This is a genomic window from Taklimakanibacter lacteus, assembly GCA_003576695.1.
Lineage (GTDB): Bacteria > Pseudomonadota > Alphaproteobacteria > Rhizobiales > Aestuariivirgaceae > Taklimakanibacter > Taklimakanibacter lacteus.
The window spans coordinates 299,837-314,414 of the sequence record QOZQ01000005.1; the positions used below are offsets into that span (position 1 = coordinate 299,837).

Here is a 14,578-nt window from a genome sequence, read left to right on the forward strand (position 1 = left end):
CTTGCATCCAACCAAGACTCAGAGCGTCACCACCTGCCCTTCGTGGATGGAGCGGTCGGCGGCGACGACGATCTTGAGGCTCTTGACCCCGTCATTCATGTGGTCGGTGAGATCGATGTCCTCCTCGATCGCCTTCAGCAGATAGCGCTGCTCGCGCTCGCACAGGCCGTCATGATCGGGCTCGTCCGTCATGTCGATGCGCTCATCGGGCTTCGACATGTCGGCATGGTGCCAGAGGATCTGGTTGGTCTTGGTATGGGCGTTGATGTCGTCCGACTTCACTTGGCCTCCGGTCTCGGCCATGACGATCGACACCGAGCCCTTGGGTCCGATCACATCCTTCACGAAGAAGGCCGTCTCGCTCATCATCGGGCCCCAGCCCGCTTCATACCAGCCGACCGAGCCGTCATCGAAAGTCACCTGCAGCATGCCGTAATTCTGCTTGGCCACCTCGTTGCTGAGGCGCGCCCCGATCGCATGCACCTTGACCGGCTTGGCCTTGGGCGCCATCTGGCACATAATGTCGACATAATGCACGCCGCAATCGACGATGGGCGGGAAACTGTCCATCAGCCGCTTGTGCCAGGCCCAGGTCTCGCCATTGGATTGCTGGTTGAGATTCATGCGGAAGACCAGCGGCGTGCCGAGCTTGCGCGCAATCTCGATGAACTTCACCCAGGACGGATGATGGCGCAGGATATAGCCGATCACCAGCTTGCGCTTTGTGCGCCTGGCCGTCTCGACCACCTTCTCGGCATTGGCGACGCTGTCGGCCAGGGGCTTCTCGACGAAGACATGGGCGCCCGCCTCCATCGCCTTGATGGCGAAATCGGCATGGGTGTCGGGCAAGGTGTTGATCGAGACGACATCGGGCTTGAGCTCCTTGAGCGCGGTGTCGAAGTCGGAGAATTTTTTCGCCCCCTTCAGCGCATCGGGCAGCTGGCGCTGGGCGATGCGCCTTTCGCACACGCCTGCGACCTCGAAACCCGGAATGCGCGTATAGGCCAGCGCATGGCTCATGCCCATATTGCCGAGGCCGACCACCAAAACCCGCTTCTTTGCCATGTCTAGTTTCCTCCGATTCTGATCACATTGCCGGTGCGCGCCGATTCTTCCGCCGCAAGCGTCGCTTCAAGCGCTGCGGCGGCGTCTTCCGGCCGCCCCACGCTCGGCGTCTTCTTATGCAAGGCGCAGCTGGCGAAATAGGCAAATTCCTCGCGCAGCGCGCCGCCGCGCACGCCGTCGAATTCAGGCCAGTAGGTCGTGTCGGGACTATGCAGCTTGTCCTTCGACACAATGCCGAGATTGGGGAAGGTATCCTGCACATGGATGATGCCTTCGGTGCCGATGATCGACATGCGCTCGTCGATATCGAAAGGCGTCTTCTCGGGCATGCACCAGACCGTCTCCAAGGTCGCCGTGGCGCCGCCGGCGAAGCGATACATGGTCTGGCCGATATCGGGGAATTTGAGGCCGCGCACATCGACCGTCTGGGCATAGGCGGATGTGATCCTGTCGCCGGTGAACCACAGCATGAGATCGGTGTCGTGGATCGCATCGCCGACAATGGGGCCGATCTTGTTGAGGATCTCGGGCGTCCAGGCGGCAGGGATATTGCGCCTGGAGCTCATGGCGACGATCCGGCCGATCTTTCCGGCATCGATCGCCTGCTTCGCCATGCGGTAGCGCGGGTTGAAGCGGCAGATATGGCCGACGAGCAGAATGCCTTTGGCGCGTTTGGCGGCGGCGATGATCTTGCTGCAGTCGGCAACAGTCGAAGCCATCGGCTTTTCGAGGAAGACATGCTTGCCGGCCTCGAGCGCCGCAATGGCGGGCTCGGTATGCTGGTCCCACATGGTGACGATCGACACGGCATCGATCTCAGGGTCGGCCAGCATATCGTGATAATCGCGATAGGTTTTCCTGACGCCGAATTTCTGCGCCAGCTGCGCCAGGCGATCGGGCTTGCGCGTGCACAAAGCGGCCAATTCCAGATTGGGCACGCCGACAATGGTGTCGCAATGGATCTCGCCGAACCAGCCCAGCCCGATGACACCGATGCGCAATCTGTCCATGTGTCTCCCCTCAGAATGGTTCGAGCGTCAATTCACGTGCCATGACGATATTGCCGGCCGTCAAGCCGCAATCGACCGGAATTGCCGCCCCGGTGATGGCGCCGGCCGCCTCGGAAGCAAGGAAGCCGATGACGCGCGCCACATCGATCGGCTCGACGATCCGCCCCAGCGGATACCAGCGCATGAGCGTTGCCAGGACCTCGGGATTCTTCTTCGCCCGCTTGTCCCAGAGCGGCGTCCTGACCGTTGCCGGCAGGACGATGTTGGAGCGGATGCCAAAACGGCCATATTCGAGCGCCAGCGAGCGGGTGAGCGAGATCATGCCGGCCTTGGCGGCGCTATAGGCCGGATCGCCCAGTGCGGAAAGTCCGTTGACCGAGCCGACTGCGATGATCGAGCCTTGGCGTTTCTCCTGCATGGCCGGCAGCACGGCATGGGCGCAGTTATAGGCGCCGTTGAGATTGCCGTTCATATCCGCCTGCCAGCCGGCGGGATCGGTGCGCGCCAAGGTGGGATGATCGGAGAAGCCGGCATTGTTGATGAGGATGTCCACCGCCCCCAGCTCGCCGGCAAGATGGGCGAATGCCTTCGCAATCGTCCCGGCATCGCCGATGTCGGCGGTCGCATGGGCGATCTTCGTTCCTTCCCGCCTCAGCTCAGCGGCAAAGGATGCGACGCTGTCCTTCTTGTCGATGGCCGCAATCGCCGCCCCTTCACCTGCAAAGTAACGGCAGACAGCCTGGCCGATGCCGCCCGCAGCGCCGGTGACCGCGACGACCTTGCCCTTGAAGCTCATGCGTATCGGTCCAGGATTTTCATGGCCTTGCCGATCCGCTCGACATTGGCCTGGCGCAAATGGCCCCAATTGTAGAAAGCGAGCTCCTTGACGCCGCCTGCGGCCAGGACTTCGACCCCGGCCAGGAATTCCGCTTCACCGGGAAAATCGGGATGAGCCGGCCGCATGATGCCGCGCAGCTGTCCGACACCGCGCAGCCGTCGCTTTATGTCGAAGAGATCGGCCTTCACCCGCGCCGCGCCCGGCTCATAGAAACAGGCTTCGATGATGCCCGCCGCTTCCGCCTGGGCCTTGAGATCGCTGCCCTCATACCAGGCGCCGCCGGTCGGGCGCGCGACCGAAGGAATGATCGCGATATTGACATCCTTGCGCACGTTCTTGCGAATTTCGCTGATGACTGACGTCACGACTTCGGTGCGCCAGCGGAGGAACTCGCTGAGCTCCTCATCGCCTTGCGTGTCGGCATGCCAGAAGGCGTCCGCCATGTCGGCCGGAAAATCGACATCGCTCGCCAGATAGTCGCTCACATCGCGCACGACGTCAGCCTTCACCCGTCGCACGTCGATCCCCTCCCCCTCCGCATCCTTTACGCAGTGGTCGCAGAAGCACAGGCCGAGAAGGCTGTCGAGCCACCGGTTGGATGCGTTGAGCGCAAATTCATGGTGATAGCCATGCGCATAGGGGAGAAAGCCCGGCGTTTCGAGCGACAGCCCCGAGACGTCGTAGCTTTCAGTCACATCCCTGGCGAGGCCCAGCGCATAGGCGCGGGCGGCGGGGGCCGAGGGACACAGGCTATAGATATATTTATCGCCGAAGGCATTGGTGACAGCCGCCTCGGGGTGGGCGCTGCCGAGCAACGTATTGTGCAGGAGCACCAGCCACACATTGACCGCCATGCGCTTGTCGTCGGTCAATTCGCGCAAAGTATCGCGCTCCTGGAGCATCGTGTTCGCCACCGGCTTGATCGCCCCGTAGCGGGCGGGATCGGCATTGAAATAGACCGTGCCGTCCTCGGGGAAATAGATCTTGCCGGAACGGCCATGCGGCCTCAGGAATTTGCCGGCGTGATAGCTGCCGGCCATGGTCACGGTATCGAGACCCAGCTTCAGGAACTGGTCGGTGGCTTTGCTGACGCCTTCCTCGGCGAGGTCCCAGGCATAGGTGTAGATGGCTCTGTAGCTCATGTCGTTGATTGTCCGGATTGAGGAGTGGCAGGCTCTAGTTCCCGAACCAGCCTTCCTTCAGATAGTGCATATATTCGAAGACGGTGTTGTGCTTGCGGATGAATACGACTTCCAGGAAGTCGCCGACGATGAAAGGCGGGATCAAGATCTCCTGTCCTTCGATATGAGGCGCCAAGGCATCGACGCGGAAGGCGATATGCGGATTGTTGCGGATGATTTCGGGCACTGTCGTTCCCGGCTCATAGCGCAGGAACTCGATGTGCTCGGGATGGTTGCGCGGGTTGGTCACCCATACGCGCGACTGCTCCACCCAGTTCTCGTCGGGCTGGGGCACCGTGGTGGTGATGCCGACATGGTCAAAGACGAACATGGGCGCTGCTCTCCGGCTGGATGGATGAATTGGCGGCGGCCGCATGGACCGCCGCCACCTTAGATCAGAGGGCCGCCTTGATGGCGTCGACATCCACTTTCTTGTAGTCGTCGGACAGCGCGAAGCCATCGGCATCGGCCTTGACCTTGGCCGCGTCGAAGGAATTGGCGACATCGACGAGATCGTTCTTCACCACGTCCTCGACCTTGAAGTCGCCCTGGATCTGGCCGATCTCCTTGGCCGTATCGAAGAAGAGCTGCCAGCTTTCCGGGATGTGATAGCCCCATTTCTTGCGCTCGTCCCAGCGGCCGGCGAAGACATTGGCGAGTTGCATCATCGATTCCGTCGCCACCGACGGGTTCATCTGCGAGGAGAGGCCGGGGAACTGCTCCATGACGATCTGCGTCGCGGCGCGCGGATTCTGGCGCCCGAATTCGAGACCGGCGGCCCAGCCCTGCAAATAGCGGCCATAGACTTCCTTCTTCGCCGCATCCTCGAAATCCGCCTTGCGGATAACGAAGCTGTTGGCGGGAAGCTTGGAGAAGTCGCGTCCGAGGAAATAGTCGAAATCGAGCCCCTGGCCCTTCCACTGGGCGCGCCAGCCTTCCCAGGACAGAGCGGCATCGCCATTGCCCTGCTTGAGGACCGTGCCCCAGGCCGGCCAGCCGCCATCGACATATTTCACCTTGCTGATGTCGACGCCCGCCGCCTTCAGCATCGGATCGCAGATCGACTGCCAGCCGGCGGAGCCGAGCACGATCGTCTTGCCTTCGATGCCCTTGATGTCGGCCGGTTTCTCACCCTTGCGGAAGGCGAAGTCGAACACATCGGCGCCGCCCATATGGAAGACGGAGACGAGCGGGATGCCCTGGGCCAGGCCCAGCGAGAAGACGCCCGGCGAGGGATAGCCCATATCGGCCTGATTCTGGTCGACGAGCTTCACGCAGGCCGTCGCATCGGAAGGCCCGGGCTCGAGCGTCGTCTCGATATCGCCGAAATAGCCGTATTTCTTGCCGACCCAATAGGGGTAGTCGTCGAGCACCTCGATGGTGCCGCGCGGCGACACCCAGCGCACCGTGTCGGCCGCATGGGCCTTGCGCGCGCCGCCCAAGCCGCCCATGGCCGCGACCGAGACGCCCGCGGCGGTCAGGCTCAACAAACGACGCCGTCCAATCATCATCTGATTCATGTCTGGTTTCCTCCTGGTTTGTGCCTTTGTCGTCTTATCGTCGTCACGCACTTGAAAAGTCACTTTTTGGGCATCGGCTTGTCCGAAAACCGCTGCACACTTTTCGGGCCGATGCCATCACGCTTCCCAACTTGCCCACTTCTTGCCGATCCAGAAAAACAGCACATAGATCGATATGCCGATGATCGCGAGGATGAGGATGACGGCGAAGAACTGCGGCATCCGGATGAGCGCCGAATAGTAGGTCAGGCGATTGCCGAGGCCTTCGGCACCGCCCACCATTTCGGCGCCCACGGTGGTGAGAAGGCCGAAGATCGATCCGACCATGAGCCCGACAATGATCATCGGCATGGCCATCGGGATGCGGATCTTGGTGAAGATCTGGAAGGTCGAGGCGCCGAAAGAGCGGGCGAGCGCGATCTTGGCGAGATCGACGCGCCGGAAGCCCGTCGCCGAATTGATCATCACCATCGGGCCCGAAGCCAGCGCCACCGCGATGATGCGCGGCTCGCTGCCGAAGCCCAGCTTCAGGATGAGGAGCGGCACCAGCGCCAGCATCGGCGTCGTGACGAGCAGCAGGATATAGGGCGTCACGATCTTCTCGACGAAGGGGAACTGGGTGATGACGGCGGCCAGGACGAAGCCGATCGAGGCGCCGATGGCGAAACCCACCAGCAGTTCATAGAGCGTCGTGAGCAGATGCGGCCAGATGAATTTCCATTCGGTGAAGAGCGCGGTCACGATCTGGCTGGGCGTGGGCAGCACATATTGCGGCACGCCGAACCATTTGAGCAGGAACTCGGCGCCGCCGATGATGACCACGGCGACGAGGATGATGATCAAGGTCTCGAATTTGGTCCGGTGATCGCCGAGCCCCAGCGACGTGCCGGACAGGCCGACCCCGCCGCCCTCGCTTTTCTTCTTGTTGAATTCCGGGATCTTGTTGCCCAGCGCCTTGTCCACAGTCATTCTCCTCTGAACCTTCTCCGGGTCTTGTTCGGGAGTTCCGCACTCATCCTCCAAACCGTCATCCCGGCGAAAGCCGGGACCTCCTGAATAGAACCAAGCGGGCGGCGCCGCCCGCGTTGAGAGAATTTAATGGGCCCCGGCTTTCGCCGGGGTGACGGATAGTGGATGGGGCGGAGATTTCGCATGCGACAGCCTTCAGTGTTTCTAGGTGATCGCCAGCCCTTCATTGGGGCTGCGGCCATGATCGATGCTCGCCTTGATATGCAAAACGCGCTCGATGAAATCGGGCCTGGTCTGGATATCGACCGGGCGCGGGCGCGGAATGTCGATGTCGAAGATGGAAGCGATGCGGCCGGGCCTCGCCGACATCACGACGACGCGGTCGGCGAGGAAGATCGCCTCGGAAATCGAATGGGTGACGAAGACGATGGTCTTGCCGGTCTCCATCCAGATCTCCTGGATGAGAAGGTTCATCTCATCGCGGGTGAAGGCGTCGAGCGCGCCGAAAGGCTCATCCATCAGCAGCAGCGAGGGATTGACCGAGAGGCTCCTCACGATCGAGGCGCGCTGCTGCATGCCGCCCGACAATTCGCGCGGGAATTTCGTCTCGAAGCCCTTGAGATTGACGCGCCGGAGCAGCGTGTCGACACGCTCCTGGTCCACCTTCTTGCGCTTGAGTTCGAAGGGCAGCGCGATATTGGCGGCGAGATTGCGCCAGGGCAGAAGATTGGCGTCCTGGAAGATCATCGCGATCTCCGGATGCGGCTTGCTGATCTTCTCATGCCCGAGCCTGATCTCTCCCCCGCTCAGGTCGTGCAGCCCGCCCATCGACCACAGCAAGGTCGACTTGCCACAGCCCGAGGGGCCGAGGATGCACAGGAACTCACCATCACGAACCTCGAGCGACACATTGTCGAGGGCATGCACCGAGCCGGTGCGGGTCTGATAATATTTGGTCGCCCCCTCGACGAACATCTTGGTCGCTTTTTTGTCCGCCGCGCCGGGAGCTGTGCGCATATGCGTCGCATCCATCATGGTGTTTCCGACCCTCAACGACTTGCCGCCGCTATTTTATCAAATCATGTTACAAAATTTCAGACTCTGCAATAGCAATTAGTCGGACGCGTCGTGAGAGGTTCCCTGAAAAGCCCGGCAACATAAGGTTCCATGGGAATTCCGGCCGGCTTTGACGGATTCATGGGCACTTATGCGGACGCTTGCCGAATGTCCAAAAGAGTGTAATTTAATTACGAGATTGGAAAGTCCCCAGGACGAAGCGAATGGCGCGGCGGCGCGGCGAGAGAGCGACAGAGCATCCCCCGGCGATCGACATCGTCTCGCGCATCCAGCGCATCGAAAGCGAATTATCCCCATCCGAAAGGCGGGTCGCCGAGATTGTCTGCCGCGATTACGAGGCGGCGACGCGCATGACGATCGCCGATCTTTCCGACAAGGCGAAAGTGAGCCAGCCGACCGTCACGCGTTTCTGCCGTTCGCTCGGCTGCAGCTCCTTCGCCGATTTCAAGATCAAGCTCGCCACCACGCTCACCGTGGCATCCGCCTATCTCAAATCGGACCGTGTCTTCGATGACGATGTCGGCCAGCTCGCCCGCACCGTGATGATGCGCGCGGCGACCGCGGTGCGCGAATGCCTCGACCAGCTCGACACCCAGGTCATCGGGGAGGCGATCGAGGCCCTGGCCAACAGCCGGCGCATCGATCTCTATGGCCAGGGCGGCGGCTCGGCGGCGATGATCGAGGATGCGAAACTGCGCCTGTTCCGGCTCGGCATTCCGGTCGCGGCCTATACTGACGGGCATCAGCAGCGCATGTCGGCGGCGACGCTCAGGCCCGGCGATGCGGTGCTCGCCATCTCCAATAGCGGCCGCTCGAAGCCGGTGGTCGAGGCGGTGGAGATCGCACGTTCCTTCGGCGCCCGCACCATCGCCCTGACACGGCCCGGCACGCCGCTGGCGGAGGCCGCCGACATGCTCATCGCGATCACCATTGCCGAGGGCGACAATGTGCTGGTGCCGACACCGTCGCGCTATGCGCATATGGCTGTGATCGATACGATCGCCGCCGGCGTCGCCGCCAAGCTCGGCACCAAAGCGCGCGAGTCGCTGCGCCGGGTGCGCTATACGCTGGCCCGCATCGGGGTGGCGATCCCGACGCCGGTGACCGATCCGACGCCTTTGATGAAGGATTTCGAGACGCAGGAGTGACAGGGATCCTGCACTCCCTTTGTGAATTCGATTGATTCCAAGAAGTTAGGAAGAGCCTCGGATTGGCGGCCTTCTCGTATTGTTTTTGTTCTTTTATTGTTCTATAAATACCCCATGAGTTCCGTACCGGTAACCCTACCTCATTCTGGAAAGCGGCAGGCCCAGCGACCTGCCAGCCTGGATGATTTGCGCCAGCTTCTCGCCTCGCCGCCCCCGAAATCGCTGAAACGCCCGTGCTTCTCCTTCGAGCTGCCGCTCGACCGGCATCTGCCCCGGCAAGGCCTGTCGCTCGAAAGCGTGCATGAGATCCATGCCGCCACGCCGGAAGACCAGCCGGCGGCGCTGGGCTTCCTCATCGCCCTCATGGCCGCCATCTCTCCCGGCACCGAGCCCCTCTTCATCGTCACGTCGGCGCCAGGACTCCTTTCCACCGGCCGGCTTTACGGCCACGGCCTCAATATGCTCGGGCTCGATCCCGGCCGCATCACGCTGGTCGAAGCGCGCAACGATATCGAAGCGCTCTGGGCCATCGAGGAAATCCTGCATTCGGGGGCCGCCCGGATCACGGCCGGCCTCCTCTCGCGATCGCTCGATCTAAAAAAGAGCCAGCGGCTCAGCCTCGCCGCGCGCGAGGCGCGGCGGCCGCTGCTGGTGCTGCGGCCACCTGATGGGTCGGCCGCGAGCGCCGTCGAAACACGCTGGAGCATTGCGGCGGCACCCGCTCATCGCAGCACCTCCTCAGGCCTCATCGCGCCCTGCTGGCAGGTGAGGCTCGAGCGGTGCCGCAATGGCTGGCCCGGTGAGTTTGTGTTGGAGTGGCATCATGCGTCGCATCGTTTCGGTCTGGCTGCCGCGCTGGCCGATCCTGCGCTTCCTGACAGCGCAGGAGGCCGGCAACTCGGTCACGCCTGACCAGCCTTTCGTTCTCACCGTCGAGGCTTCGGGTGGCCCCCGCATCGCCGCCACGAACCCGGCTGCCGAGAGAAACGGGCTCTTCATCGGCCAGACCCTGAGCGATGCGCGCGCCAAGGCCGGCGGCCTTCTGCAAGTGCGCCCGCTCGAGCCCGAAAATGACGCGCGAGCCTTGCACCGGCTGACACTGTGGGCAACGCGCTACACGCCGGCAGCCGCACCCTGGGGGCCTGAAAATGGCGGCGATGGCTTCTTCCTCGATATCACCGGCTGCGCCCATCTCTTCGGCGGCGAGGCCGCCTTGCTCGATGACCTCATCACGCGCCTCGGGAAATTCCACCTCGCGGCACGCTGCGCCATTGCCGGCACGCCGGGTGCCGCCTGGGCGCTCTCGCATCATGCGCCGCATCTGCCGCTCTGCCTCGGCGAGGGAAAGGAAAGAGCGGCGCTGCGTCCCCTGCCGGTTGCGGCGCTGAGGCTCTGCCCCGACAGCCAGGCGACCTTGCGCCGGCTCGGCTTCAAGCGCATCGGCATGCTGATCGATGCGCCGCGCGCGCCCTTCGCGGCACGCTTCGAGAAGGAGCTGCTCATGCGCCTCGACCAGGCGCTGGGCGTCAGGCCCGAGGCCTTGCATTACATCGCGCCGCCGCCCGTCTATCATGTGCAGCGCTCTTTCCTCGATCCGATCTTCGTGCAGGAGATCATCATCGCGACGGCGCGGAGGCTGGTGGAACGGCTTACCCCTAAGCTGATCCGCGACGCTGTCGGTATCCGGACTCTCAGGCTTACGCTGCATCGCGTCGATGGCGCCGTCCAGCATCTCGATATCGGCCTTGCCGCGCCGACGCGCGATCCCGCCCATATCGCCAGGCTTCTCTCCCTCAAGCTCGACGGCCTGGGGCAAGGGCTTGAGGCCGGTTTCGGCTTCGACTGCATCGGCCTTTCCGTCACCCTGCCCGAAAAGCTTGCGGCCCGGCAAGGCGATCTCGCTTCGCCGCAAGATGAGGGCCCGACAGCGGAGAAGCAGGCCCTCCTCATCGATGCGCTGCGCCAGCGCCTGGGTGCGGAAAGTGTCAGGCAGCTTCTCGCCGTTGAAAGCCATATTCCCGAGCGCGCCGGGATTTCCCGCAAGGCGGAGGAGGCACAGCCCGCCTGGCCCGAGCCCGATGCGGATGACCCGCGGCCGGTCTTGCTTCTGCCGGAAGCGGAAAGTGCTGAGGTCACCGCCCTCATTCCCGACGGTCCGCCGCGGCAATTCCGCTGGCGCGGCAAAGCCCACAGCATAATGGTGGCGCAAGGGCCTGAGCGGATCGCCGATGAATGGTGGCGCAGCGACGCAGATGGCCTGACGCGCGATTATTATTGTCTCGAGAATTCGGCCGGGCAGCGCTTCTGGCTCTATCGCGAAGGCCTTTATGGGCGCGAGACGGCCAGCCCCCGCTGGTTCGTCCATGGCTTTTTCGCGTGAGCCGCGCGATGAGCTACGCCGAACTCGCCGTCACCACCAATTTCTCCTTCCTGCGCGGGGCCTCGCATCCCCAGGAGATGGTCCAGCGCGCCGATGAGCTCGGCCTTGCCGCCATCGGCATTGCCGACCGCAACAGCTTCGCCGGGGTGGTGCGTGCTTATGATGAAGCCCGCAACCGCAAAATCAAATATCTGGTCGGCGTTCGTCTTGTCACGCTGGACGGGTTTGAAGCGCTTGCCTATCCGACCGACCGTGACGCCTATGGCCGCCTCTGCCGCTTGCTGACAGAAGGAAACCGCAAGGCGAAGAAAGCCGAATGCCATATCACTTTCGCCGAGATTTGCGCGGCAAGTGAAGGGCAGATGCTGATCGCTTTGCCGCCACCCAGGCTCGATCGGGCTTTCCTGTCTCATCTCGCGGAGCTCGCGAAAGCTGCCCCCGAGCGGGTCTTTCTCGGCGCCATCCATCGTCACAGGGGTGATGAGAAACAATATTTTGCCAGGCTCGCCGAATGCGCCCGCCAGAACCGGACTCCCCTCGTCGCCCTCAATGACGTCCATTATCACGTTCCCGAGCGGCGGCCGCTTGCCGATGTGCTCACCTGCATCCGCGAGAAATGCACCATCGCGCAGGCAGGCTTCCGGCTCAATGCCAATGCCGAGCGCCATCTCAAGCCGGCAGAGGAGATGCTGCGCCTCTTTGCCGGCCATGAGGATGCCGTCCGGCGCAGCGTCGGGATCGCCCGAAGCTGCCATTTCTCGCTCGGCGATCTCAAATATGAATATCCCGACGAGCCTATACCGCCCGGCAAGACGGCGCAGGAGCATCTGGCCGACCTCGCCTGGGCCGGCGCCAAAAGGCGCTATCCGGATGGCGTGCCGGACGATGTCACCACGAATATCCATGAGGAATTGCGCATCATCGAAAGCCTCGATTATGCCCGCTACTTCCTCACCGTGCATGATGTCGTCGCCTTTGCGCGGGCCGAGAATATCCTCTGCCAGGGACGCGGCTCTGCGGCCAACAGCACGGTGTGCTTCTGCCTCGGCATCACCGAGGTCGATCCCAGATCGACCAAGCTCCTGTTCTCGCGCTTCATCTCGCAGGCGCGCAACGAGCCGCCCGATATCGATGTCGATTTCGAGCATGAGCGGCGCGAGGAGGTCATCCAGTATATCTACAAGCGCTATTCGCGCGAGCGCGCCGCCATCTGCGCCACCGTGGTGCATTACCGCTCGCGCCGCGCCATCCGCGAAGTGGGCCAGGCGCTGGGCCTCACGCCCGATGTCACGGCCACTCTCGCCAAGACGATCTGGGGCTATGGCAGCCATATGCCCGATCAATATGTGCGCGAAGCGGGCTTCGATCCGGGCAATGAGAAAATCCGCCAGGCGGTCGATCTCGCCAATGAGCTCATCGGCTTTCCGCGCCATCTCTCGCAGCATGTCGGCGGCTTCGTGCTCACCCGCAAGCGGCTGGACGAGACCGTGCCGATCGGCAATGCGGCGATGGACGAGCGCACCTTCATCGAATGGGACAAGGACGACATCGACACTTTAGGCCTCATGAAGGTCGATGTGCTGGCGCTCGGCATGCTGAGCTGCATCAGGCGCGGGCTCGAGTTCCTGCGCGCCCATTACGGCCACAAATACAGGAAGCCGTTCCATTCGATCTTCGACCTGCCTTATGAGGATTCCGAGACCTACGAGATGCTGAGCCGGGCCGACTCCGTCGGCGTGTTCCAGGTCGAAAGCCGGGCACAGATGTCGATGCTGCCGCGGCTCAAGCCCAAGGAATTCTACGATCTCGTGGTCGAAGTGGCGATCGTCAGGCCGGGACCCATCCAGGGCAATATGGTGCATCCCTATCTCAAGCGGCGCGACGGCATCGAGAAGACCACCTATCCTTCACCTGATCCCGCTTTCGGGCCGGCAAATGAGCTGGAAGAAGTGCTCAAGCGGACCAAAGGCGTGCCGCTGTTCCAGGAACAGGCGATGCAGATCGCCATCACGGCGGCAGGCTTTGCCCCGCATGAAGCCGATGCGCTGCGCCGATCCATGGCGACCTTCCGCAACAATGGCGATGTCGTGAAGTTTCGCGATAAATTCGTCGACGGCATGACGGCGCGGGGCTATGACGGCGACTTCGCCGAGCGCTGCTTCAGCCAGATCGAAGGTTTCGGCGAATATGGCTTCCCGGAAAGCCATGCTGCGAGCTTCGCGCTCCTCGTCTATGCCTCGGCCTGGATCAAATGCCACCACCCGGATGTGTTCTGCGCCGCCATCCTCAACAGCCAGCCCATGGGCTTCTACCAGCCGGCGCAATTGGTGCGCGATGCGCGTGAGCATGACGTCGTCATCCGCCCCGCCGACGTCAATGAAAGCCAATGGGACTGCACGCTCGAGCCCTTGTCGGCGGAGAGTTGCGCGGTGCGGCTGGGATTCCGCCAGATCGGCGGCCTCAAGGAAGACGAGATCGCAGCGCTCATCACGCATCGCGGCAATGGCTATTCGAGCCTGGAGCAACTGGCGCGACGCAGCGGCGTGACGCGCTTCACCCTCGAAAGGCTGGCGGAGGCCGACGCCTTCACCTCGATGGACCTCGACCGACGGGCGGCTCTGTGGGCCATGCGGCGGCTCGGCCGGCTCGATATCGAACCGGTAAGGAACCAGTCGTCGGCCCAGGACAGCAACCTGCCGCTCTTCGCCCCTCATATCGAGGATGGGCTGTTCGCCGAGCCCCCTGTCGCCTTGCCCCCTATGGAGCTCAGCGAAGAGGTGATGGAGGATTATGAGACCACCGGCCTCTCGCTCAAAGCGCATCCCTGCAGCTTCTTCCGCGCCGAATTGAAGAAGCTTGGGGCGATCACCAGCCGCGAGCATCGCGACGAGAGGCTGAAGCAGGACACGCAGGTCACGGTCGCGGGCCTCGTCCTCATGCGCCAGATGCCGGGCACCGCCAAGGGCGTCGTCTTCATCACCCTCGAAGACGAGACCGGCATCGTCAATGTCATCGTGTGGCCCAAGATCCTGGCGGCAAACCGGCGGGTGGTGATGACGGGCGAATTCCTCGCCATCAAGGGCAGGCTGCAGCGCTCCGGCCTCGTCATCCATGTGATCGCCGAGAGCTTCACCGATCTCACCGTCGAAATGCGAGGACTCCGACAGGAGGAGTCCCCCGAAACCGACATGCCGGCCCTCATCAAGAGCCGGGACTTCCACTAGCCAGCAAGAGAGCGTGAAGCAACCTCACATGAACCGGCTCCTCCCCCTGGATACAACATATCTGTTTCATAAACACTTCTGTTGTGCTACACTATGAACAGCCGTCAGGCTCGACGCTTCCTGTCCCGACTGGGCTGTACTTTCGAGCCGGGCAAACTTCCTCAGC

At 62.7% G+C, this 14,578-nt stretch carries 12 protein-coding genes; 4 read left to right on the top strand and 8 right to left on the bottom strand.

The genetic code is table 11. From position 1 onward, the window contains the following. Positions 1–18 precede the first annotated feature (18 nt). The 8 genes from DT068_RS12035 to DT068_RS12070 form a co-directional block, all read right to left on the bottom strand. Positions 19–1,065 carry a Gfo/Idh/MocA family protein gene (locus tag DT068_RS12035; protein WP_119390078.1) on the bottom strand — a complete coding sequence of 349 codons (1,047 nt, stop codon included), beginning with the start codon at positions 1,063–1,065 and terminating at the stop codon, positions 19–21. Positions 1,066–1,067: 2 nt separating this feature from the next. Then, positions 1,068–2,075: a Gfo/Idh/MocA family protein gene (locus tag DT068_RS12040; protein ID WP_119390079.1), complete on the bottom strand. Its 1,008-nt coding sequence runs from the start codon at positions 2,073–2,075 to the stop codon at positions 1,068–1,070. Positions 2,076–2,085: 10 nt separating this feature from the next. Then, positions 2,086–2,871, bottom strand: coding sequence for an SDR family oxidoreductase (locus tag DT068_RS12045; RefSeq protein WP_119390080.1), 786 nt, complete (start codon positions 2,869–2,871; stop codon positions 2,086–2,088). Continuing rightward, positions 2,868–4,055, bottom strand: coding sequence for a hypothetical protein (locus DT068_RS12050; protein ID WP_119390081.1), 1,188 nt, complete (start codon positions 4,053–4,055; stop codon positions 2,868–2,870). The genes DT068_RS12045 and DT068_RS12050 overlap by 4 nt, the downstream gene beginning before the upstream one ends. Positions 4,056–4,089: 34 nt before the next feature. Then, positions 4,090–4,425 (bottom strand): hypothetical protein, encoded by a 336-nt coding sequence (locus tag DT068_RS12055; protein WP_119390082.1) that lies wholly within the window; start codon positions 4,423–4,425, stop codon positions 4,090–4,092. A gap of 64 nt (positions 4,426–4,489) precedes the next feature. After that, complete coding sequence (locus tag DT068_RS12060; RefSeq protein ID WP_119390083.1) at positions 4,490–5,614, bottom strand: ABC transporter substrate-binding protein; 1,125 nt, start codon at positions 5,612–5,614, stop codon at positions 4,490–4,492. 117 nt (positions 5,615–5,731) lie between these two features. Then, positions 5,732–6,577: an ABC transporter permease gene (locus DT068_RS12065; RefSeq protein ID WP_368904686.1), complete on the bottom strand. Its 846-nt coding sequence runs from the start codon at positions 6,575–6,577 to the stop codon at positions 5,732–5,734. 210 nt (positions 6,578–6,787) lie between these two features. Next, positions 6,788–7,600: an ABC transporter ATP-binding protein gene (locus DT068_RS12070; RefSeq protein ID WP_368904687.1), complete on the bottom strand. Its 813-nt coding sequence runs from the start codon at positions 7,598–7,600 to the stop codon at positions 6,788–6,790. 263 nt (positions 7,601–7,863) lie between these two features. Here DT068_RS12070 and DT068_RS12075 point away from each other — a divergent pair, with 263 nt between their 5' ends. The 4 genes from DT068_RS12075 (at position 7,864) to DT068_RS12090 (ending at position 14,412) form a co-directional block, all read left to right on the top strand. Further along, positions 7,864–8,808, top strand: coding sequence for a MurR/RpiR family transcriptional regulator (locus DT068_RS12075; protein ID WP_119390085.1), 945 nt, complete (start codon positions 7,864–7,866; stop codon positions 8,806–8,808). 186 nt (positions 8,809–8,994) lie between these two features. After that, the gene (locus DT068_RS12080; RefSeq protein WP_119390086.1) at positions 8,995–9,720 is read left to right on the top strand and encodes an ImuA family protein; all 726 of its coding nucleotides are present in this window, start codon (positions 8,995–8,997) and stop codon (positions 9,718–9,720) included. Continuing rightward, positions 9,632–11,188, top strand: a complete 1,557-nt coding sequence (locus DT068_RS12085; RefSeq protein WP_119390087.1) for a Y-family DNA polymerase — start codon at positions 9,632–9,634, stop codon at positions 11,186–11,188. Before DT068_RS12080 ends, DT068_RS12085 begins: the two co-directional genes overlap by 89 nt. Positions 11,189–11,196: 8 nt before the next feature. After that, positions 11,197–14,412 carry an error-prone DNA polymerase gene (locus DT068_RS12090; protein WP_119390088.1) on the top strand — a complete coding sequence of 1,072 codons (3,216 nt, stop codon included), beginning with the start codon at positions 11,197–11,199 and terminating at the stop codon, positions 14,410–14,412. Positions 14,413–14,578: the final 166 nt, after the last annotated feature.